The 20,017-nt window shown below is 61.6% G+C and carries 18 protein-coding genes and 1 pseudogene; 11 read left to right on the top strand and 8 right to left on the bottom strand.

The genetic code is table 11. The annotated features are described in order from the left end of the window. The 8 genes from sucB to HMPREF2698_RS02915 all read left to right on the top strand — a co-directional run. Positions 1 to 1,502, top strand: a 1,502-nt coding sequence (gene sucB, locus HMPREF2698_RS02880) for a 2-oxoglutarate dehydrogenase, E2 component, dihydrolipoamide succinyltransferase (RefSeq protein WP_070561965.1), incomplete at its 5' end; no start/stop codon positions are given. Positions 1,503 to 1,762: 260 nt separating this feature from the next. After that, positions 1,763 to 2,917: an MFS transporter gene (locus HMPREF2698_RS02885; protein WP_070561967.1), complete on the top strand. Its 1,155-nt coding sequence runs from the start codon at positions 1,763 to 1,765 to the stop codon at positions 2,915 to 2,917. Positions 2,918 to 2,990: 73 nt separating this feature from the next. Next, the gene (gene gcvP, locus HMPREF2698_RS02890; protein WP_070561969.1) at positions 2,991 to 5,858 is read left to right on the top strand and encodes an aminomethyl-transferring glycine dehydrogenase; all 2,868 of its coding nucleotides are present in this window, start codon (positions 2,991 to 2,993) and stop codon (positions 5,856 to 5,858) included. Between the two features lie 3 nt (positions 5,859 to 5,861). After that, the gene (gene gcvT / locus HMPREF2698_RS02895) at positions 5,862 to 6,974 is read left to right on the top strand and encodes a glycine cleavage system aminomethyltransferase GcvT (RefSeq protein ID WP_070519776.1); all 1,113 of its coding nucleotides are present in this window, start codon (positions 5,862 to 5,864) and stop codon (positions 6,972 to 6,974) included. Between the two features lie 42 nt (positions 6,975 to 7,016). Beyond that, positions 7,017 to 7,409 carry a glycine cleavage system protein GcvH gene (gcvH, locus tag HMPREF2698_RS02900; RefSeq protein WP_070561971.1) on the top strand — a complete coding sequence of 131 codons (393 nt, stop codon included), beginning with the start codon at positions 7,017 to 7,019 and terminating at the stop codon, positions 7,407 to 7,409. A 70-nt stretch (positions 7,410 to 7,479) separates the two neighbouring features. After that, positions 7,480 to 8,286: a lipoyl(octanoyl) transferase LipB gene (gene lipB / locus HMPREF2698_RS02905; RefSeq protein WP_070561973.1), complete on the top strand. Its 807-nt coding sequence runs from the start codon at positions 7,480 to 7,482 to the stop codon at positions 8,284 to 8,286. Positions 8,287 to 8,395: 109 nt separating this feature from the next. Further along, a complete protein-coding gene (gene lipA / locus HMPREF2698_RS02910) occupies positions 8,396 to 9,469 on the top strand; it encodes a lipoyl synthase (protein WP_070519769.1) in 1,074 nt (357 codons plus the stop codon). 42 nt (positions 9,470 to 9,511) lie between these two features. Continuing rightward, positions 9,512 to 10,297, top strand: coding sequence for a DUF4191 domain-containing protein (locus HMPREF2698_RS02915; RefSeq protein WP_070519767.1), 786 nt, complete (start codon positions 9,512 to 9,514; stop codon positions 10,295 to 10,297). Positions 10,298 to 10,617: 320 nt separating this feature from the next. On the opposite strand, the gene HMPREF2698_RS02920 is transcribed toward HMPREF2698_RS02915, so the two are convergent. Continuing rightward, positions 10,618 to 11,052, bottom strand: a complete 435-nt coding sequence (locus tag HMPREF2698_RS02920; protein WP_070530143.1) for an RDD family protein — start codon at positions 11,050 to 11,052, stop codon at positions 10,618 to 10,620. A gap of 128 nt (positions 11,053 to 11,180) precedes the next feature. Between HMPREF2698_RS02920 and glnA the strand changes: the two genes are divergently transcribed. Next, positions 11,181 to 12,614: a type I glutamate--ammonia ligase gene (gene glnA, locus HMPREF2698_RS02925; RefSeq protein WP_070561975.1), complete on the top strand. Its 1,434-nt coding sequence runs from the start codon at positions 11,181 to 11,183 to the stop codon at positions 12,612 to 12,614. Between the two features lie 273 nt (positions 12,615 to 12,887). Here glnA and HMPREF2698_RS02930 read toward each other — a convergent pair. Beyond that, positions 12,888 to 13,208, bottom strand: a pseudogene (locus HMPREF2698_RS02930) (transposase); the annotation flags it as partial. Between the two features lie 197 nt (positions 13,209 to 13,405). Beyond that, the gene (locus HMPREF2698_RS02935; protein WP_070519761.1) at positions 13,406 to 14,563 is read right to left on the bottom strand and encodes an EcsC family protein; all 1,158 of its coding nucleotides are present in this window, start codon (positions 14,561 to 14,563) and stop codon (positions 13,406 to 13,408) included. 438 nt (positions 14,564 to 15,001) lie between these two features. On the opposite strand from HMPREF2698_RS02935, the gene HMPREF2698_RS13380 reads away from it, so the two are divergent. Next, positions 15,002 to 15,145, top strand: a complete 144-nt coding sequence (locus tag HMPREF2698_RS13380) for a hypothetical protein (RefSeq protein WP_158011570.1) — start codon at positions 15,002 to 15,004, stop codon at positions 15,143 to 15,145. 148 nt (positions 15,146 to 15,293) lie between these two features. Then, on the top strand, positions 15,294 to 16,253 hold the full coding sequence (locus HMPREF2698_RS02940) for a TDT family transporter (protein ID WP_083303770.1): 960 nt from the start codon (positions 15,294 to 15,296) through the stop codon (positions 16,251 to 16,253). Between the two features lie 36 nt (positions 16,254 to 16,289). Here HMPREF2698_RS02940 and HMPREF2698_RS02945 read toward each other — a convergent pair whose 3' ends face one another. The 5 genes from HMPREF2698_RS02945 to thrC form a co-directional block, all read right to left on the bottom strand. Further along, positions 16,290 to 16,871 carry an META domain-containing protein gene (locus tag HMPREF2698_RS02945; RefSeq protein ID WP_246819422.1) on the bottom strand — a complete coding sequence of 194 codons (582 nt, stop codon included), beginning with the start codon at positions 16,869 to 16,871 and terminating at the stop codon, positions 16,290 to 16,292. A 127-nt stretch (positions 16,872 to 16,998) separates the two neighbouring features. Beyond that, positions 16,999 to 17,529 (bottom strand): NUDIX hydrolase, encoded by a 531-nt coding sequence (locus HMPREF2698_RS02950; RefSeq protein WP_070561981.1) that lies wholly within the window; start codon positions 17,527 to 17,529, stop codon positions 16,999 to 17,001. A 17-nt stretch (positions 17,530 to 17,546) separates the two neighbouring features. Continuing rightward, the gene (locus HMPREF2698_RS02955) at positions 17,547 to 18,326 is read right to left on the bottom strand and encodes a trypsin-like serine protease (protein ID WP_246819423.1); all 780 of its coding nucleotides are present in this window, start codon (positions 18,324 to 18,326) and stop codon (positions 17,547 to 17,549) included. Between the two features lie 61 nt (positions 18,327 to 18,387). Further along, complete coding sequence (locus HMPREF2698_RS13385) at positions 18,388 to 18,540, bottom strand: hypothetical protein (RefSeq protein WP_168164017.1); 153 nt, start codon at positions 18,538 to 18,540, stop codon at positions 18,388 to 18,390. A 4-nt stretch (positions 18,541 to 18,544) separates the two neighbouring features. Next, positions 18,545 to 19,990, bottom strand: a complete 1,446-nt coding sequence (gene thrC / locus HMPREF2698_RS02960) for a threonine synthase (RefSeq protein WP_070530154.1) — start codon at positions 19,988 to 19,990, stop codon at positions 18,545 to 18,547. Between the last annotated feature and the right edge of the window lie 27 nt (positions 19,991 to 20,017).

Raw genomic sequence — 20,017 nt, forward strand, 5'->3', positions numbered from 1 at the left:
GCGCCGTCATCGCCCGCATCGGCGACGGCTCCGCTGCAGCCTCCGAGAAGCCTGCCGCCAAGGAAGAAAAGGCAGAGCCGAAGGCAGAAGAAAAGAAGGAAGAGCCCAAGGCAGAAGAAAAGTCCGAGGCTCCTGCTGCTTCTGGTGATGCCACCGACGTAGAGATGCCGGAACTCGGTGAGTCCGTCACCGAGGGCACCATCACCCAGTGGCTGAAGTCCGTCGGCGACACCGTTGAGGTCGACGAACCACTCCTCGAGGTCTCCACCGACAAGGTCGACACCGAAATCCCGTCCCCGGTCGCCGGCACCCTCGTTGAAATCCTCGCCGAGGAAGACGACACCGTCGACGTCGGCGCCGTCATCGCCCGCATCGGCGACGGCTCCGCCGCCCCGGCCAAGGAAGAAAAGGCCGAGAAGAAGGAAGAGCCGAAGGCAGAGGAAAAGGCCGACAAGAAGTCCGAGGAGAAGTCCGAGGCCAAGGCTGAGAAGAAGGACGAGAAGCCGGCCGCGTCCGCTGAGCCGAAGGCTTCCGAGACCTCTACGAAGGTCAATAACGGTGACAACGTCCCGTACGTCACTCCGCTGGTACGCAAGCTGGCTGAGAAGCACGGCGTGGATCTCTCCACCGTCTCTGGCACCGGTGTTGGCGGCCGCATCCGCAAGCAGGACGTGCTGGCCGCTGCTGGCGAGGGTGAGGCACCGGCTTCCTCCGCTAAGGCAGCTTCCAGCAGCCCGCGTGCTCGCTGGTCCACCAAGTCCGTGGATCCGGAGAAGCAGGAGCTCATCGGCACCACCCAGAAGGTCAACCGTATCCGCGAGATCACGGCGTCCAAGATGGTTGAGGCCCTCCAGATCTCCGCTCAGCTGACCCACGTCCAGGAAGTCGATATGACTGCCATCTGGGATATGCGCAAGCAGTCCAAGCAGGCGTTCATTGACAAGTACGAGGCCAACCTCTCCTTCCTGCCGTTCATCGTGAAGGCAACCGTTGAGGCACTGGTGTCCCACCCGAACGTCAACGCTTCCTACAACCCGGAGACCAAGGAGATGACCTACCACGCTGACGTCAACGTGGCCATCGCCGTAGACACCCCGAAGGGCCTGCTCACCCCGGTCATCCACAAGGCTCAGGAGCTGACGCTTCCGGAGATCGCTCAGAAGATCGCCGAGCTGGCTGACAAGGCACGCAACAACAAGCTCAAGCCGAACGATCTGACCGGTGCAACCTTCACCGTGACCAACATTGGCTCCGAGGGCGCCCTGCTGGATACCCCGATTCTGGTTCCGCCGCAGGCCGGCATCCTGGGCACCGCCGCTATTACCAAGCGCGCGGTTGTCGTCACCGAGGACGGCCAGGACGCCATCGCTATCCGCCAGATGTGCTACCTGCCGTTCACCTACGACCACCAGGTGGTCGACGGTGCCGACGCTGGTCGCTTCATCACGACCATCAAGGACCGCCTCGAAACCGCGGACTTCGAAGCTGACCTTGACCTCTAAGGCTTCGAAGCCCTCTAAGCCCTAGGCTTGCCCCCCCGCCACTGCGGCGGGGGAGCTTCGTCGTTTTCGCCCTGTTTTCCTCCATCCCGCAAACACAGCTCGGTGACATCGCTCAGAGGAACCGCTCCCCCTCCAAAACTGACGAAGTTTCCTTCAGATCCTCAGAGATCGGCGCCAACTTTGGCAGTTAGTCGCGTTTTCTTCAACCGTCTTGTCACCAAGACCCGACACCTGTGACTCAGCACACTAGACTGAGCCGCATGGTTTCTCAGAAGTGGTTTCGCGTCGCACTCGGTATGTTCCTCGTCGCCTGCGGCGCTAATCTCTTCGCCCCCATGGTCGTGGTCTACCAAACCACCACCTCCCTCGGGGTTCTGCAAACGACCTTCCTTTTTGGCATCTATGCCCTCGGCATCATGGTCGCTCTATTCATCGGTGGTCCGCTTTCGGATTCGCTAGGGCGCCGCGCCATCATGCGCCCAGCTGTCCTCACCACCACCGCCGGTTCCCTCGTTTTCCTCACCGGCGCAGGCGGCGCCTTCCTCCCCTTGTTGATCGGCCGCCTGTGCGCCGGTGCCGCCGTGGGCCTCGCTATGTCTTCCGGCGCAGCCTGGATCAAGGAGCTCAGCACACATCTGAGTGTTGGCGCCAAGCGTTCCTCCATAGCCCTGTCGGCCGGTTTCGCATCAGCACCCGGCGTGGCTGGTATCGCCGCCGAGTTCCTCCCCTGGCCCACCGTTGTGCCTTATCTTTTGCATATCGGCCTAGCACTCATCGTGGTCCCACTCGTGTGGACGGTGCCGGAACCGAGATCTACACAGTCAGCTTCGAGGCGCCATTCTTTTGTCCCGACCAGCCTGATTACTCCCCGCTACTTACCGGTAGTGGCCTACGCACCATGGGTCTTCGGCTCCGCCACCACCGCCTTCGTATTCCTGCCCGCGCAGCTCAGCGAGCACCTACGCCACCCCGTTCTTGTCGCCGGCCTGTGCGCGCTTCTCACCATGGGCAGCGGCGTGGTTATCCAGCAACTGGCTGGCCGCATCCGCGTGACCTCGTTCCACGGCATGGCGCTGGCCGCAGTAGGAATGGCACTGTGCCTCGCCGTCCTCGCTGCGGCTCATCATGGTTGGGCAGTTTTTCTCCTGCCTATCGCGGCCATCATCATGGGCAGCTCCTATGGAATCGGCATGCTCAGCGGACTCGCGGAGACCCAAGCCATCGCCGACGCAGAGGAGCTCGGCGCAGCGACGGGGGTGTTTTATTCACTGACTTATCTGGGTTTCTTTGCCCCCTTCATCCTGTCACTTTTGGGCCCTGCCGTTGGCTATTCCACGGCCTTCGTCATCGGCCTCACCGTCGCGGCAGCGACCGCCGTAGCGCTGCGCCTCCATGTCAGGGGTAACCGGGGCTAATGTCATGGCCTACGCCTTATACTTGGGGGCAGTTTAGGTCACACAAACTAACGCCACAAAGGAGATAAAACACATGGATTTCATCTCTCGCCACCTCGGGCCTGATGCGGCCGAGCGTGAGACGATGCTCAAGGCAGTGGGCTATGACAGCGTGGAGGCACTCGTCGATGCCGCCCTGCCCACCTCCATCCGCGCCACCGAGGCGCTGAACCTCCCGGAGGCTTTGAGCGAAGATGACGCGCAGGCGAAGCTGCGCGAGTACGCCTCCCAGAACGTCGTGCTGAAGTCCTTCTACGGCCAGGGTTATTCCGATACCCTCACCCCGGCGGTCATTCGCCGCGGGCTGCTGGAGGATGCCGGCTGGTACACCGCCTACACGCCCTACCAGCCGGAGATTTCGCAGGGCCGCCTCGAGGCGCTGCTGAACTTCCAGACCATGGTTGAGTCCCTGACCGGTCTTCCCATCGCGAACGCCTCGCTTCTCGACGAAGCCTCCGCCACCGCCGAAGCCGTCGGCCTCATGGCCCGCGCGGTGAAGAAGGGCCGCCGCGTGCTGCTCGATTCCCGCCTGCACCCGCAGGTTCTCGCCGTCGCCGCCGAGCGCGCCCGAGCCATCGAGCTCGAGGTCGAGATTGCTGATGTCCGCGATGGCATCGTCGGCGAAGACCTCGTCGGCGCCGTTCTGGCCTACACCGGAACCGAGGGCGATATCGTCGACCCCCGCGCCGCCATCGAAGAGCTCCACACCCGCGGCGCCCTAGCCGCCGTCGTGGCTGACCCCCTATCGCTGCTTCTCTTGGAAGCCCCCGGCGAGATGGGCGCAGACGTCGTCCTCGGCTCCTCTCAGCGCTTCGGTGTCCCGCTCTTCTTCGGCGGCCCGCACGCGGCCTTCATGTCTGTTACGGACAAGCTCAAGCGCCAGCTGCCCGGCCGCATCGTGGGCGTATCGAAGGACGCCGCCGGCCGCCCCGCCTACCGCCTCGCATTGCAGACTCGTGAGCAGCACATCCGCCGCGAGCGCGCGACCTCCAACATCTGCACCGCCCAAGCACTTCTGGCCAACGTGGCCTCCATGTACGCGGTGTACCACGGGCCTGAGGGCCTCAAGGCCATCGCGCAACGTGTCCACGACCGCGCTTCTGCTTTCGCTAAGGCAGTCACCGACGCAGGCAAGGACATTGTCTCGCGCGACTTCTTCGACACCGTGACCGTCACCGGCGTGGATGCCGCGGCCATCAAGACCCAGCTGCAGGAGCAGGGCTACCTGGTGCGCACCATCGGCTCGGACAAGGTCTCGGTCTCCTTCGGCGAGTCCGCCACCAACGAGGATGTCAACATCCTCACCGCCGCCTTCGGCGCCGAGTCCTCCGCTAACTCCGAGCCGGCCGCGTCTGGCTCCTTCGAGATTCCGTCCTCCGTCCAGCGCGCCGAGGCCCCGCTGCAGCACGAGATCTTCAACTCCATCCACTCCGAGACCCAGATGCTGCGCTACCTGCGTACCTTGGCGGATAAGGACCTGGCCCTGGACCGCACGATGATCCCTCTGGGTTCGTGCACGATGAAGCTCAACCCCACCGCTGCGATGGAGCCCATCTCCTGGCCGGAATTCGCCGGCATCCACCCGTATGCCCCGGAGGAGACCACCGCGGGCTGGCGCGCGCTGATCGACGAACTCGAGTCCTGGCTCGCCGAGATAACCGGCTACGCCCAGGTCTCCATCCAGCCCAACGCCGGCTCCCAGGGCGAGCTGGCCGGCCTTCTGGCCATTCGCCGCTACCACGTGGCCAACGGCGATCACGGCCGCGATGTCATCCTCATCCCGGCCTCCGCGCACGGCACCAATGCGGCCTCAGCCACCTTGGCCAACCTGCGCGTCGTCGTGGTCAAGACCGCGGACGATGGCTCGATTGACCTCGCCGACCTCGACGCCAAGATCGAGCAACACGGCGAGCACATCGCCGGCATCATGATTACCTACCCCTCCACCCACGGCGTCTTCGACCCCGAGGTACGCGAGGTCTGCGACAAGGTCCACGCGGCCGGCGGCCAGGTCTACATCGACGGCGCCAACATGAACGCGCTAGCCGGTTGGGCCCGTCCGGGTGCCTTCGGCGGCGATGTGTCCCACCTGAACCTGCACAAGACCTTCACCATCCCGCACGGCGGCGGTGGCCCGGGTGTGGGCCCGGTGGGCGTCGCCAAGCACTTGGTGCCCTTCCTGCCGGCCGATGCCAATGATCCCAAGCTGGATCCCTCGCAACCGACTGCGGAGACCACCGGCGTGCCGTCCACCGCATCGCGCTACGGTTCCGCCGGCGTGCTGCCAATTTCCTGGTCCTACCTGGCCATGATTGGCGCCCAAGGACTCACAGAGGCCACGAGCCACGCCATCCTCGGCGCGAACTACCTGGCGCAGAGCCTGAAGGATTCCTTCCCTGTGCTCTACACGGGCAATGCCGGCCTGGTGGCTCACGAGTGCATCTTTGACCTGCGCGAGCTGACCGACGCCTCCGGCGTCACCGCCGCCGACGTGGCCAAGCGCCTCGTGGACTATGGCTTCCACGCGCCGACCCTGTCCTTCCCAGTGGCCGGCACCCTCATGGTGGAGCCCACCGAGTCTGAAGACCTGGGTGAGCTGGACCGCTTCATCGAGGCCATGCGCTCCATCCGCGCCGAAATCCAGGAGATCATCGACGGCCAGGTGGCCTACGAGGACTCCGTCATCCACCATGCTCCGTTCACCGCCGAATCCGTCGCGGCCGACGAGTGGGACTTCACCTTCACCCGCCAGCAGGCCGCCTACCCGGTGACCTCGCTGCGCGCCAACAAGTACTTCCCGCCGGTGCGCCGCATCGACGAGGCTTATGGTGACCGCAACCTGGTGTGCACCTGCCCGCCGCCAGAGGCTTTTGACTACTCCGACGACAACCAGGAGGTTTAATCAATGACTGACTACCTGCACTCCCCGCTGCACGCTGAGCACGAGAAGCTCGGCGCCACTTTCACGCCCTTCGGGCCGTGGGAGATGCCGCTGAAATATGACAACGAGCTTGAGGAGCACCGCGCGGTGCGCGGAGCCGCCGGCCTCTTCGACCTGTCCCACATGGGTGAAATCTGGGTCAACGGCCCGGACGCCGCCGAGTTCCTGTCCTACTGCTTCATCTCCAACCTGGTTCCCCTCAAGGTGGGCAAGGCAAAGTACTCCATGATCTGCGCCGAGGATGGCGGCATCATGGATGACCTCATCACCTACCGCTTGGAGGAGACCAAGTTCCTCGTCGTGCCGAATGCTGGCAACGCCGATACCGTGTGGGAGGCTCTCAACGAGCGCGCCGAGGGCTTCGACGTGGACCTGAAGAACGAGTCCCGCGATGTGGCCATGATTGCTGTCCAGGGCCCGAAGGCGCTGGAGATTCTCGTCCCGCTGGTGGAGGACACCAAGCAGCAGGCCGTGATGGACCTGCCCTACTATGCCGCAATGACCGGCAAGGTGGCGCGCAAGTACGCTTTCATCTGCCGTACCGGCTACACCGGCGAGGACGGCTTCGAGCTCATCGTCTACAACTCCGATGCCCCGGAGCTGTGGGAAGAGCTGCTCAAGGCCGGCGAAGAATACGGTATTAAGCCTTGCGGCCTGGCTGCGCGCGACTCGCTGCGCTTGGAGGCCGGCATGCCGCTCTACGGCAACGAGCTCACCCGCGACATCACTCCGGTCGAGGCCGGTATGTCCCGCGCCTTTGCCAAGAAGGAGCAGGACTTCGTGGGTGCAAAGGTGCTGCGCCAGCGCGCCGAAGAAGGCCCGCAGGCCGTTATTACCGGCCTGGTTTCCTCGCAGCGCCGCGCCGCCCGCGCCGGAGCGGAGGTCTTCGTTGGTGAGAACAAGGTGGGCACGGTGACCTCCGGCCAGCCCTCCCCCACCCTGGGCCACCCTGTCGCGCTCGCGCTCATCGATACCGCCGCAGGCTTGGAGGCTGGCGACGCCGTGGAGATCGACATCCGCGGCAAGCGCTACCCCTTCGAAGTGTCCGCGCTGCCCTTCTACAAGCGCGAGAAGTAAACTCCACTACTGAATCCATCTACCGAAAGGACATCCCTTCTCATGGCTAATCTTCCTTCCGATTTTTCTTACTCCGAGGACCACGAGTGGATTAACGCAGCTGCTGATTCCGTCGTCGGTTCCACCGTCCGCGTCGGCATCACCTCCGTGGCCACCGACCGCCTGGGGGAGGTCGTCTTCGCCGAGCTGCCGGCCGTGGGCGATACCGTCGAGCACGGCGAGACCTGTGGCGAGGTGGAGTCCACCAAGTCCGTGTCTGACCTCTACTCCCCGGTCACCGGTACCGTGACCGCCGTCAACGAGGCCGTGCACGATGACTACGCCGTCATCAACAACGATCCCTTCGGTGAGGGCTGGCTCTTCGAGGTCGAGGTCACCGAAGCCGGCGAGCTGATGACCGCTGAGGAGTACGCCTCCGCCAACGGCGTGGCCTAAATCTGCGCTTGAACAGCGCGCATTCAGCCCCTGTCTGGCTGAATCTTCGCGGGGACTAGCATGGGTATCCATGACTGCTCCCCGCGAACCTTTCTTTCCCGCCAACCGCTCTATTCGCGCTTCCGACGAGCCACTGGAGATCCGCCGCTTGGGCCGCATGGGCTACCAAGACGCGTGGGATCTCCAGGCCGAGCTCGCCGCAGCGCGGGCGGCGGGCACGCAGGGTGATGTCATCCTCGTGGTTGAGCACCCCAACGTCTACACCGCCGGCAAGCGCACGCAGCCGGAGGATATGCCCGATAACGGCCTGCCGGTCATTGACGTCGACCGCGGTGGGCGTATCACCTGGCACGGCGAGGGCCAGCTGGTTGTCTACCCCATTATCAAGCTGGCCGAGCCGGTCGACGTCGTTGACTACGTCCGCCGCCTCGAGGAAGCCATCATCCAGGCCGTCCGCGAACTCGGAGTGAGCACCGCCGGGCGCATCGATGGCCGCTCGGGCGTGTGGGTTCCGTCCACCACCCGCGCCGCCGATCCGTCCGCCCCGAAGCGCGACCGCAAGCTGGGTGCGCTAGGCATCCGCGTTACCCGCGGGGTAACCATGCACGGCCTAGCGCTCAACTGCACCAATACCCTGGAGTACTACGAGCACATCGTGGCCTGCGGCATCGACGATGCCGACGTGTCCACGCTCTCGCTGGAGCTCGGCCGCGAGGTCACCATTCAGGAAGCGGAAGCGCCGCTTCTCGACGCCCTCCTCAAAGCCCTCTCCGGCGAACTCACCGTGGCCGACCACACCTTCGCCTCGGCGCCCGATCCCATCAAGGTGGCCAACGAGAAGGCCCGCCAAGCCCGCAAAGCAGCAGAGGGAAAGTAGAAGATACCCTCGGTGGAATAAACCCGGCTCGTACAGGACTTGTATTAGGAAGAGCTAACTCTAACGCGTAAAGTGAGGTTCCGTGACTGTTAAGCCTGAAGGACGCAAGATGCTCCGCATTGAGAAGAAAAATGCGGAGTCGCCCATCGAACAGAAGCCACGCTGGATCCGCAACCAGGTTCGCACCGGCCCTGGTTATGAGGACATGAAATCTCGCGTGTCTGGTGCTTCCCTGCACACTGTGTGCCAGGAGGCCGGCTGCCCTAATATTCACGAGTGCTGGGAATCGCGCGAGGCCACCTTCCTCATCGGCGGTGACAAGTGCACCCGCCGTTGCGATTTCTGCGATATCGCCACCGGCAAGCCGGAAGAGCTGGACCGCGACGAGCCGCGCCGCGTGGCCGAGAACATCCAGGAGATGGATCTCAACTACACCACCATCACCGGCGTGACCCGCGATGATCTGCCCGACGAGGGTGCCTGGCTCTACGCCGAGGTTGTGCGCAAGATTCATGAGCTCAACCCCAATACCGGCGTGGAGAACCTCACCCCGGACTTCTCCGGTAAGCCGGATTTACTCCAAGAGGTTTTTGAAGCCCGCCCTGAGGTCTTCGCCCACAACCTGGAGACGGTGCCGCGCATCTTCAAGCGCATCCGCCCGGCCTTCCGCTATGAGCGTTCCCTCGACGTCATCCGCCAGGCTCACGATTTTGGTTTGATCACCAAGTCCAACCTCATCCTGGGCATGGGTGAAACCGCCGAGGAGATCGAGGAAGCCCTTCGCGATCTCCGCGAGGTCGGCTGCGACATCATCACGATTACCCAGTACCTGCGCCCCGGTCCGCGCTTCCACCCCATCGAGCGTTGGGTGCGCCCAGAGGAGTTCGTGGAGCACTCCAAGCTGGCCAAGGAACTGGGCTTCGGCGGTGTCATGTCCGGCCCGCTGGTGCGCTCCTCCTACCGCGCTGGCCGCCTCTACGTGCAGGCCATGGAGGCCCGCGGCCTCGAGCTTCCGGAGAACCTGAAGCACTTGGCTGAGACTTCCCAGGGTGCTACCGCCCAGGAGGCCTCCACGCTTCTGGAGAAGTACGGCCCCTCCGAGGAGACTCCGGTGACCACGCGTATGGTTAAGACCCCGGCTGGTGCAGCGAACCCGAACTCTGCGGCGTCCACTATTCGCTAGTTCGATTCTCTTTTTGACCCTCTGACCTCTAAAGTAGGAGCCATGGCTAACGACGACAAGGCATCGCTGAAGGAAGCGAAGAAGCAGGAGCGCGCGGCCAAGCGCGCCCAGCGCAAGCAAAACTGGTCACAAATGTGGCAAGCGTTCAACATGCAGCGCAAGCAGGACAAGGCGCTCATCCCCATCATGCTGGCTGCATTCTTGGGCATGGGCTTGCTCTTCTTCCTAATCGGCATGCTCTTCAACGGCGAGTGGTTCATGCTCATCCTGGGCTTGGGCATCGGCGCCATCCTGGCCATGTTCCTGTTTACCCGCCGCCTCGAGCGCGATATGTACAAGAAGGTGGAGGATCAGCCTGGCGCCGCCGGCTGGGCCTTGGAGCAGCAGCTGCGCAACACCGTCGGCGTGGTGTGGAAGGTCAAGACTGGTGTGGCCGCTACCCGCCAGCAGGACCTTATCCACCGCGTTATCGGCAACTCGGGCGTCATCTTCGTCGTCGAGGGCGACCGCAAGCGCGTCGGCCCTACTCTTAACCGCTTGAAGAAGCGCGTGGACCGCATGGCCGGCGGCGTGCCGGTGTACGAGGTCTTCGTGGGCAATGGCGAGGACGAGGTTCCCGTGTCTAAGCTGCGCAGCCACATTATGAAGCTGCCGCGCAACTACAACAAGAACGAAACCTACGACAACATTCGCCGTATCGAGGCCATGGATGATCTGCCGGGCACCACCCCGGGTCTGCCCAAGGGTCCGATGCCCCGCCAGGCTCAGAACATGGCGGGTATGAACCGCCGTATGCGCCGCATGCAGGAGCGCAAGGGCGGCAAATAAGCCACTAGCTCCAAGCACAGCAAGGGTCCCTTCCGAGATTCTCGGAAGGGACCTTTTACGTTGCCTTCGAAGCCTCCCGGCCTAGTTGCCTCAGGCCCCCCAGCAGCTTTATCACTGGTCCCAACAGCTCTAGCTAAATGGCGCCTATCAAAAGGCGTCTTTAACTCTGAAAACGCCGTCTGCACCGCGTAAATGGCGTTTTTAACCTCAAAAACGCCATTCAACAGATGCCTTTTGCTAGGTGCCGTTTGCTGGACGCCATCTGCTCCATCCCACGTGTGGTTTGTAGTGAACACGGCCCGGTTGGCACCGGACAAGACTTAGGCCATGATGACGGCGGTGCCGGTGGCGCGGTCGTGGAGGCCGCGACCGTCGGCGTCGACCATCGCTGCAGGAAACAGCACGGCGGTCAGCAACGTACGGACCACCGCACGCCACAGGCCGACGGAAGTGCCTGGGACATCGAGGCGCGCCACGCCCATACCGAGCAACGCCATGCCCGGGGTGCGGGCGAACAGCCACCCGCACACGATGCCCATGACTACCCACACTGCATAACCCAAGAAGGCGGGACCGCCCAGATTGTCGGTGAAGAGCACGAGAACGTTGGCAATGATCATGGCCAAAATCCAGTCAATTAACACGCCGAACGTACGCCGCATTACCGACGCCAGGGCACCTGGCCCCTCCTTGGGCAAGCCCAATGCCTGCCCAGGCCACTGCCCCGACCCGATGCCATCGTTGTTATCTGCCATGCCCACCAATCTAGCCGCCGTCCATCCCGAGCAGAAATTTTGCCTTCAGGTGCCCACGCGTCCCAGTGATGCAGCCAATACCTGTAAACTAGTCGGGAGTACTACACGTCAACCAACAGGAGACCACCGTGTCCTTTGAGACAATCCAGGACGTCATCACATTCATCAAGGAAGAGGACGTCAAGTTCGTTGACATCCGGTTTACGGACGTCCCCGGCACCGAGCACCACTTCTCTATTCCGGCCGAGGAATTTACTGAAGACGCAGCCGCCGACGGCCTTGCTTTTGATGGTTCGTCCATCCGCGGATTCACCACCATCGATGAGTCCGACATGACGCTGTTGCCGGATCCGAAGACTGCCTTCGTGGATCCCTTCCGCACCGCGAAGACCCTGAACATCAAGTTCTTCGTCCACGACCCGTTCACCCTGGAGCCCTTTAGCCGCGACCCGCGCAACATCGCCCGCAAGGCTGAGGAATACCTCTCCTCCACCGGCATCGCGGATACCTGTAACTTCGGCGCTGAAGCTGAGTTCTACATCTTCGACTCCGTTCGCTACGGCACCGATGTCCACAACGGCTTCTACGAGGTTGATACCGACGAGGGCTGGTGGAACCGCGGTTCTGAGACCAACTTCGACGGCACCCCGAACACCGGCTTTAAGACTCGCGTGAAGGGCGGCTACTTCCCGACGGCACCCGTCGACAAGCACGGCGAAGTCCGCGATGCCATGGTGGAACAACTGCAGAAGGCTGGTTTCACCATCGAGCGCTTCCACCACGAGGTGGGCAGCGGTCAGAACGAGATCAACTACCGCTTCAACTCCCTGCTGCACGCGGCTGATGATATTCAGACCTTCAAGTACATCATCAAGAACACCGCGGAGCAGTTTGGTAAGACCGTAACCTTTATGCCCAAGCCGCTGGCGGGCGATAATGGTTCCGGTATGCACGCCCACATGTCCCTGTGGCAGGACGGCAAACCGCTCTTCCACGATGAGGCTGGCTACGCCGGTCTGTCCGACATGGCCCGCTACTACATCGGCGGCATCCTGGCCCACGCACCGGCTGTGCTGGCGTTCACGAACCCGACGTTGAACTCCTACCACCGCCTGGTTCCGGGCTTCGAGGCTCCGATCAACCTGGTGTACTCGCAGCGCAACCGCTCGGCTGCCATCCGCATCCCGATTACCGGCTCCAACCCGAAGGCCAAGCGCATCGAGTTCCGCGCGCCGGATCCGTCGGGCAACCCCTACTTCGGTTTCGCCGCCATGATGATGGCGGGCCTCGACGGCATCAAGAACCGCATCGAGCCGCACGCTCCGGTGGATAAGGACCTCTACGAGCTGCCGCCGGCAGAGGCCGCCTCCATCCCGCAGGCGCCAACCTCCCTGGAGGCGTCCATCGCAGCGCTTGAGGAAGACAACGAGTTCCTCACCGAAGGCGATGTCTTCTCTGAAGACCTCATCGAGACCTACATCAACTACAAGCGCGAGAACGAAATCGCGCCGGTCCGCCTGCGTCCGACTCCGCAGGAATTTGAGATGTACTACGACTGCTAATTTCTGGCAGAATCGCCCTGATCTGAGAAATTACTTTCCCAGGTCAGGGCTTTTTCATGCCCGCAGATTTCAATGAAAATGGGCGAAAGCATCCGCCTTTCAGAATTGTGCGGGATTTCTGCGGGATCCGGCCTACACCGAAAGCGCTTCCCAGCTCACGAAAACACGCAACTCTGGCACGCTTCAAGGGGTATATTCATCCTGATCTCTCAGCTCTTTGTGCGCGTTTTTCCTCGCGTGTGAAAGGGCGCTCTCTTTACTCTCCAGACCCCTTTTGAGGTAGCACGTTGCGATAACTGTAGTCAGGGCCCGTTCGGTGCGGGTGCGTCGTTCAAGAAGCCAGTCGGGGAAGAAGGAACCACGGCGCAGCTTCGGGACGGCTATGCCGATAGAGCCCACCCTGGTATCGAGTTGTCGGTGACGGTAGCCGTTGCGGGAATTAGTGCGAGTATCGGACATGGTGGCGTAATCAGCACCGCAGACGCTATCGGCTTGGGCAGAGAGGATCTGATTGATGAAATCGCCAAGCATTTGGCGCATTAAGTCTGGGGAGACTTGGGGCAGCAGTTCTTCGAGATAGGCAGTCGGGTCGATATGATAGGGGCAGCGGCCATCGCGGTGGACTTCCTTTCGAGGATAGGTAGAAGTTGATTCGAAAGGTACCCGCGATGGTCGCCGCATTCGTTCACGGCACCGACATCACCGGGGCACAGATACACCACACTAAGGGACGCAACCCACCAAATTCCTAAATTAGAAGCAAATGCCCTGGCAGGCGCATCGGCAATTAGTTATGTAGTGGAGTCCTCGTCTGTATCTTTGTTTTTCGCAAATCGGCCACGAAGCCCTTTCGCGAGCCCCGTAGCATTGCTCCCAAGGCTGCCGAGCTGCTCTTTGGTTGCCTGAGCAGCTGTGCCTGCGATATCCCGTGCACTTACAGCCGCGCTTCCAGCTAATCCGAGTGCACTTTCAGACACGCCTTTGACAGAGGAGCCCAAGTCCGCGAGTCGCGTCGACCCTGACCGTTCGGCGATGTCGTTGGCCACCGTGACCATGGCGAGATATTCTGCGCCGTCGACACCCGGGGGCGGCAGTTCGCGCAGGTGATCCTTGAGACGCTGCGACTGCGTCCGCAAGGTTGCAAAGGTCATCGTGCCGGAGAGCGCACCGCCCAGCAAGGGGATTACCTTTGTGACTGTCTTCGCGAAGGAGTCTTTGGTGACCTTGACACCCACGAGCCTGAGGGTTTGCTTAACCACTGGGAACCAGGCGGTCTTGGTCAGAGCTTTTTGAGAAATCTGCTTCTGAATCGCGGGGCGAGCGACTTGTTTTGAGAATGCAATGAGGCTATTCGCGGCGCCACCCACGCCCATCATCACACCCAAGAAAACGGCGAGCTTGCCAACGGTTTCATCATCAGCTTCATCCATGTCGCCAAGCAGATCCTGCCAGCCGTACAGATAGGCGAGCTTTTGCATCACGCGGAATGCGTGCACATAGAACTGAGTGATGTCGCCAGGAACGGTGGCGGCCATTGCTAGGCCGCCTGGCAGGCCCGCCGTGAAAGAAATCGCTGCGGACTTGGTGGTCTCAAAGCTAATGGTCGAATCTGCAATTGAATCCAGCTGCGCCAAGGTTAATTCAGCATGTATTGGCGTGCTTCTCAGAGCCTGTGAAATGACGTCATTGGATACACCGACCTTGCGTAGCTCTTGCGCAAGGAATTTTTCGCGATCGATGCGCACCCCGCGAAGACGGATGATTTTCTTGAGAAAATCCATGGCGAATTTTTGCGCCGCTGCGTCCTGCTCGGCGGTCATTGTCTCTAGGTCTTGTACGTCCTCAAGCTCAGTGGGGACTTCGACTCCCTCGAGCGATTCTTCAACAAGTTCGCCATCGAGAATGTCATCGGTCAGTTCAAGAGATAAATCGTCGGGTTGCTGTGACATGAGACAGCCTTTCGTAATCAGGGAATGTGGACCAAATGTTACTGCAACGCCATGGTTTGCAGCTACAAAGTAAGAGGTACCTCTCAGCACTGGTTTCTTCCGCCCTAGGGCGAAATCGATGCGGGAGTGCGGAAGTAACTCGGAGAGATTCGCAGAAATCCAATTCGCTTCAATCCGGCTTAGGCTTTTGTGTCTGTGATGGGACAAAAGCAGTTCGCAAACGGGAGAAAACGCCAAAAGCCTAACTCGGCGTTGACCGAATTAGACTTGCGCGGACGGCCGGGAAGCGGCTACTCCACTGTGGGGCCTGCCCCCGGATAGTAGACACGTCGGGAGTTAGGCCCGAACAAGCCAGCGCGCAACGCGAACAACAGCAGCAGCAAACCAGCAACAGCACCAGCTCCGGCACCTGCCGCACCGCAGCAGAAAGCGCCCAGCATGGAGTGGGCAACCTTTGGCCCCTATGGTGGATTCATGGACTGCTCCCAGGCGCAAAGCATGTGGCCCTCCAACTCGACCGAGTGCTACCAAGGCGGCGACGGCAACTACTACTTCAACGGCCTACGGCAGGCAATGTGCTAGATACAGCTCACCGGCCGCCCTACTTCTTGGTGGAGCGACATTGAGGAATGTGGGGCCGCTTACTGAGCAGGCGAAATCGGAGTAAATTCACCGCTCTATCAGGCATGACGATGGGGCACGACACGAGCTAAACAACTACGCTAACCGCGTGACTACTAGATTCCGCCACTTACCGCCGCCCGGCCCCGCGTGGGGCGGCAGCCTCATGGGTACCTCCATCGTCTCTCGGCTGCTCGTTGAGGAGGGCATGCTGACAGGCTCCGCCGTTTTCGCAGCGCTATCCTGCATTATTCTCCTCGTGCTGACGGTTGGCTTTGCGCTATACCGCCAGCCCAGCTTCGCGCGAACCTCGATGGCTGAATGGTCCATGTATTTCATCGGCATCCTGGCGCTCGGCGCAGCGCTGTCCGGGTTGACGGATATCGGAACCTTCCGCCTCGTCGGCTTTTGGATCGGCGGACCCGTCACCGTCATCACGTGGGCTATTCAGCTCACCCGCTTCGACGGTGAACCGCGCTTTACCTGGGGTCTGCCGCTGGTTGGTCCCATGATTTCATCCTCCGTGGCTGGCTTCCTTGCCCTCGACTACGGACATGCCTACCACGTCATGGGCACCATTCTTTTCGTCATGTCGATCTCTACCGCGGTCCCCACCTTCATCCGCGTGTATTGGGCCGCTTGGCACGGCAAGGTAAATCTCTCCGGGGCCAACTCAGCTACCGCCTGGGTTCCGCTGGGCGTGGTGGGCCAATCCACCACCGCGATGCAGATCCTCTACCCCGGTCATGTTTCCGTCTATTACGGGCTGACCGCTATGGTGATCGCCGTCCCCCTCGCGCTCTATGCCATGATCACCTTCTACCCCAATGTGGCTCGCTGGGTGGACTACTCGCCCGCATGGTGGGGCTGCACCTTCCCGCCCGGGACGGTCAGCATGGGCGGGCACCAAGTAGCGCTGGTGAATGGCTCGGAGCTTCTCGACGTCATCGCGCTCAGCATCCCGTTGCTCCTCATCGCGCACTGGTCTGCTTGCTCCTGCCGCTTCATTAGCTGGCTCATCGAAGGACGGCGCGCACAGCGAAGCGGAGCTAGCCCAATCTCGAACTAGCTCCGCAGTGCACGCTGTCAGCGTGTTTATCAGGCTTTAGTTTTCAGCCTTGGTGAACTGGATGGCCTGGCCCTGGCTGCCCAGCGCGAAGGTGTTGCCCTCCACGGGGATAACGACTGGCTTGGCGGTGAGGATGGTGTTGAGCGCATCGGCATCGGCCATCTCTTCAGGGGAGCAAGCACGCATCGTGGAGGTCAGGTTCTCCACCACGATGGCATCGGTCTGATCAAGCTTGTAGCTGCCGCCACCGGAATTGCAGCCATCGTTGTAGGTCAGCGTTCCGTCGTCATTGAAGGTCACGGAAATCGCTGGGTTCTTCTTTGCGGTGAAGGTGCCGTTGAGAACCTTCTGTGCTTCATCAGCCGGCAGCTTGTCCTGCAGGCCGTCAACGTCTTCATACTTCTCAATCAAGCCAGAGCCTTCCGGTGCTTCCGAATCCTTCGAGGAGGAGAAGGAGTCACCGAACAGGCGCGAGCTCAGCTCCTGAATCTGGCTGGTCTTCACGGAGTCGGCGGAGGACATCTCTTGTGCACCGGCGGTACCGGCACCCAGGACGCCGCCGGCGAGGGCGACGAACGCGGTTGCAGTGGTTACTTTCTTCAGTGTGCGTGAAATCATGGCCCCGAAGCTATCGAGCATCACCGGCGGCATCAACCCATATCATGCGTTTCTGATGATATTTTACGGCAACTCCAACACTCTAAACCCTCAGACAAGCTTCGCAGAAACGGCACTGCGCTGGGGTTTAAGTGCGCTTGACGTATCCCATCCGCGGGCGGAAGCCTTGTGGGTGCTTCATCTGTGCCACGGCATCTCCAATGATCATGCGGTGGCGGGCGCTGACGGACGTCGGCATCTGCGCCACCGAGAACCACTGCGCGGCTAGGTTCTCCTCATCGGAAATCACCGGCTCCGCACCATCCGGAACGGAGACCCGGATGGCAGTATCCATGAACATGCACTCATCGCCATTGGGATAGACCACTGGGCCCACCTGACCGACGCCAAGAAGCGCTTCGATGCGGCCATCAAGACCGATCTCTTCTTTAACCTCACGCAGTGCGGTCGCCGTAATCTCCTCCCCGGGCTCGCAGATGCCGGAGATGGGACCCCAGGTACCGTTATCGGCGCGCTGGGCCAGCAGCACGGACGGCAGCTCCCATATCGCAGAACCGGTAGGAACCGCCCGCACGATAACCGCGGTCACGCTGGGAAGGAAGAGCTGCTCGTGACCAATCTTCTCACGCAGGGACACAATAAAATCAGGAGTCGGCATGGGTTTAATCTTAGCGCCTAAACCCGCTCCAGAATCTCCGGCAGGAGTGCCTCGATGTCGGAGGCAGCGGTAAAGGACATCTCCGCCTCAGGCCCGTCGGTGCAGCCTTGACTGCCTGCCGCGGCTTCCGTCGTCCCTGACAGAACCCCGACGATCACGCCTTCAAAGGGACTGCCCGGCGCGCCAAAGACCGGCGCCCCGGAATCACCATGCGTGGAACAGACTCGGGCACTCGCCGAGACGGTGTCTACCGTTCGGTCGCCAAACTGAAGTTTCCCGTGGCTTTCTCCATGCGTCAGTGGTCCGCACGTCTCTCCCGTGATGCGTCCCAGCTTGCACACCTCATCCGGAAGCTCCTCCTGCCCCGCAGCGACCACGCTGGTAGGCATGTCCTGCGGGACATAAAACTCCGCCTGCCGCGTGATCTCCACCAACGCGAAGTCGAGCTGGTGTGTGTCAGGTGAGCTGAGATCGGAATAGATGATGGTGCCGACGGGCTCCGCTGGGTACACGAATTCCCTATCCTCAGCGCCCGCCCACACCGTATCCCCTGGCTCACCGCAATGGGAGGCGGTGACGGCGATGGTACGGGCGTCGTCAAGCACGAAGCTCCACGCCACCGTGCAGAGGTTGAAGTCAAAGGCTTCGCCGGGAACGGGCTGCATAGCAGAGATGTCGAGCGCCGCGCCCGGCGGCACTGGGGAGGCATCGGGGGTATGCGTCTGCGGCGGGGCCGGTGAAATCGTGGTGTACTCGGACGTGCTCGAGGCAGCTTCGGGAACGGAGTCAACCCCCATAGGCATTGAGCATCCACCCACCGCCAGCGCAGTCGCGCTGAGCACCACCAGAAGGTAAGGCCTAGCCCTCCTGAGCGGATGCAGCCTCACCCGGGTCCGCCTTTTGATCCTTGTTTTCCTTCTCCATCTCAGCGACCTGCTTCATGTCACGGATGAACTTCTCCGGGTCAAACTCCGTGAAATACTCCGGGCCCGAGAACTGTTCCTGTGCCATTGGCTTAAACCTCCGTGCTCTTGATGTATTGCGTGATGTAATCCTTCACCGCCGCCGCATCGTTGGGCAGATCGGTGACGTGGCGCTCGGCTTCCAGAATTCCGGCGAAACGCTCCGGCACCTCCGGCTCGCTGCCGATGGCTTCCGCGATGGTCTCCGCGAACTTCACCGGAAGTGCGGTTTCTAGGCACACGATGGGAGTGTCAACGCCGAACTCATCCTTAACTGCGCGGGCAACCTTGATGCCGTCGGCGGTGTGCGGATCCACCAGCACGTTGTAGCGCTCGTGAACATCCTTGATGGTGGCGAGACGGTCGGCGTGGGTGGAGGAACCAGACAGGAAGCCGTACTCGGCGCGGGCGGCGTCGAGCGCCTGCTTGTCGACGTTAAACCCGCCTTCCTTCACCTTCGTGCCGAACAGCTCCTTAACCTGTGCGGCATCGCGGCCCAGCAGGTCAAAGGCGAAGCGCTCGAAGTTCGAGGCGCGGGAAATATCCATCGACGGCGAGGACGTCTTGTACGTCTGCTCCGAGGAGCGCGGGCGGTAGCTGCCGGTGCGGAAGAACTCATCGAGCACGTCATTCTCATTGGTTGCGACGATGAGTTTGTCGATGGGCAGGCCCATCTGGCGGGCGATGTGGCCGGCACAGATATCACCGAAGTTGCCGGTGGGTACGCTGAAGGAGACCTTCTCGGTGTTCTCCGTTGTGACCTTGAGGTAGCAGTTGATGTAGTAGACCACCTGCGCCATGAGGCGGGCCCAGTTAATGGAGTTGACCGCGCCGATGCGGTTTTCTGCCTTGAAGTTAGCGTCGGCCGATACCGCCTTGACCACATCCTGGCAATCATCAAACACGCCGTCGAGGGCGATATTGCAGATATTCGGGTCATCCAGGCCGAACATCTGGGCTTGCTGGAAGGGCGTCATGCGCCCGGCCGGGGTCAGCATGAAGACGCGGATACCTTTGCGCCCGCGCATGGCGTACTCCGCCGAGGAACCGGTGTCACCCGAGGTAGCGCCCAAGATGTTGAGGGTTTGCCCACGGCGGGCCAGCTCGTATTCGAAGAGCTCGCCCAACATTTGCATGGCCATGTCCTTGAAGGCGGCCGTCGGCCCTTCAGAGAGGTGACCAATGTACAGGCCCTCCCCCAGTTCGCTGACGGGGACGATTTCCTCATCGTCGAACTTCGGGTAGGTGTAGGCGCGCTGAGCAATCCCCTCGAGGTCCTCTGCAGGAATATCGTCCACGAAGAGCTTGAGCACCTCCGCGGCCAGGGCCGCGTAGCCGCCCTCAGCCAAGGTCTGGCGCCACTGGGTAAGGGTGGCGTCATCAATGCGGGGATAGGTTTCCGGCAGGTAGAGCCCACCATCAGGGGCCAAACCTCCAAGGAGGATATCCGTAAAGGCGGCGGGCTGGCGGGCGGTATCGCGGGTCGAAATGTACTTCACCCCCTGCATCTTAGTTGGTGACGCGTA

It is taken from the genome of Corynebacterium sp. HMSC072A02 (assembly GCF_001810085.1).
GTDB lineage: Bacteria > Actinomycetota > Actinomycetes > Mycobacteriales > Mycobacteriaceae > Corynebacterium > Corynebacterium hesseae.

Excerpts from the sequence above, each read along its gene's own strand:
- HMPREF2698_RS02955 (WP_246819423.1), bottom strand. The coding sequence starts at position 18,326 with ATGGGGGTTGACTCCGTTCCCGAAGCTGCCTCGAGCACGTCCGAGTAC.
- HMPREF2698_RS02915 (WP_070519767.1), top strand. The coding sequence starts at position 9,512 with ATGGCTAACGACGACAAGGCATCGCTGAAGGAAGCGAAGAAGCAGGAG.
- HMPREF2698_RS13380 (WP_158011570.1), top strand. The coding sequence starts at position 15,002 with ATGGAGTGGGCAACCTTTGGCCCCTATGGTGGATTCATGGACTGCTCC.
- HMPREF2698_RS02920 (WP_070530143.1), bottom strand. The coding sequence starts at position 11,052 with ATGGCAGATAACAACGATGGCATCGGGTCGGGGCAGTGGCCTGGGCAG.
- lipB (WP_070561973.1), top strand. The coding sequence starts at position 7,480 with ATGACTGCTCCCCGCGAACCTTTCTTTCCCGCCAACCGCTCTATTCGC.
- HMPREF2698_RS13385 (WP_168164017.1), bottom strand. The coding sequence starts at position 18,540 with ATGGCACAGGAACAGTTCTCGGGCCCGGAGTATTTCACGGAGTTTGAC.
- HMPREF2698_RS02950 (WP_070561981.1), bottom strand. The coding sequence starts at position 17,529 with ATGCCGACTCCTGATTTTATTGTGTCCCTGCGTGAGAAGATTGGTCAC.
- HMPREF2698_RS02885 (WP_070561967.1), top strand. The coding sequence starts at position 1,763 with ATGGTTTCTCAGAAGTGGTTTCGCGTCGCACTCGGTATGTTCCTCGTC.
- lipA (WP_070519769.1), top strand. The coding sequence starts at position 8,396 with ATGCTCCGCATTGAGAAGAAAAATGCGGAGTCGCCCATCGAACAGAAG.
- HMPREF2698_RS02935 (WP_070519761.1), bottom strand. The coding sequence starts at position 14,563 with ATGTCACAGCAACCCGACGATTTATCTCTTGAACTGACCGATGACATT.
- gcvT (WP_070519776.1), top strand. The coding sequence starts at position 5,862 with ATGACTGACTACCTGCACTCCCCGCTGCACGCTGAGCACGAGAAGCTC.
- gcvH (WP_070561971.1), top strand. The coding sequence starts at position 7,017 with ATGGCTAATCTTCCTTCCGATTTTTCTTACTCCGAGGACCACGAGTGG.
- HMPREF2698_RS02945 (WP_246819422.1), bottom strand. The coding sequence starts at position 16,871 with ATGATTTCACGCACACTGAAGAAAGTAACCACTGCAACCGCGTTCGTC.
- gcvP (WP_070561969.1), top strand. The coding sequence starts at position 2,991 with ATGGATTTCATCTCTCGCCACCTCGGGCCTGATGCGGCCGAGCGTGAG.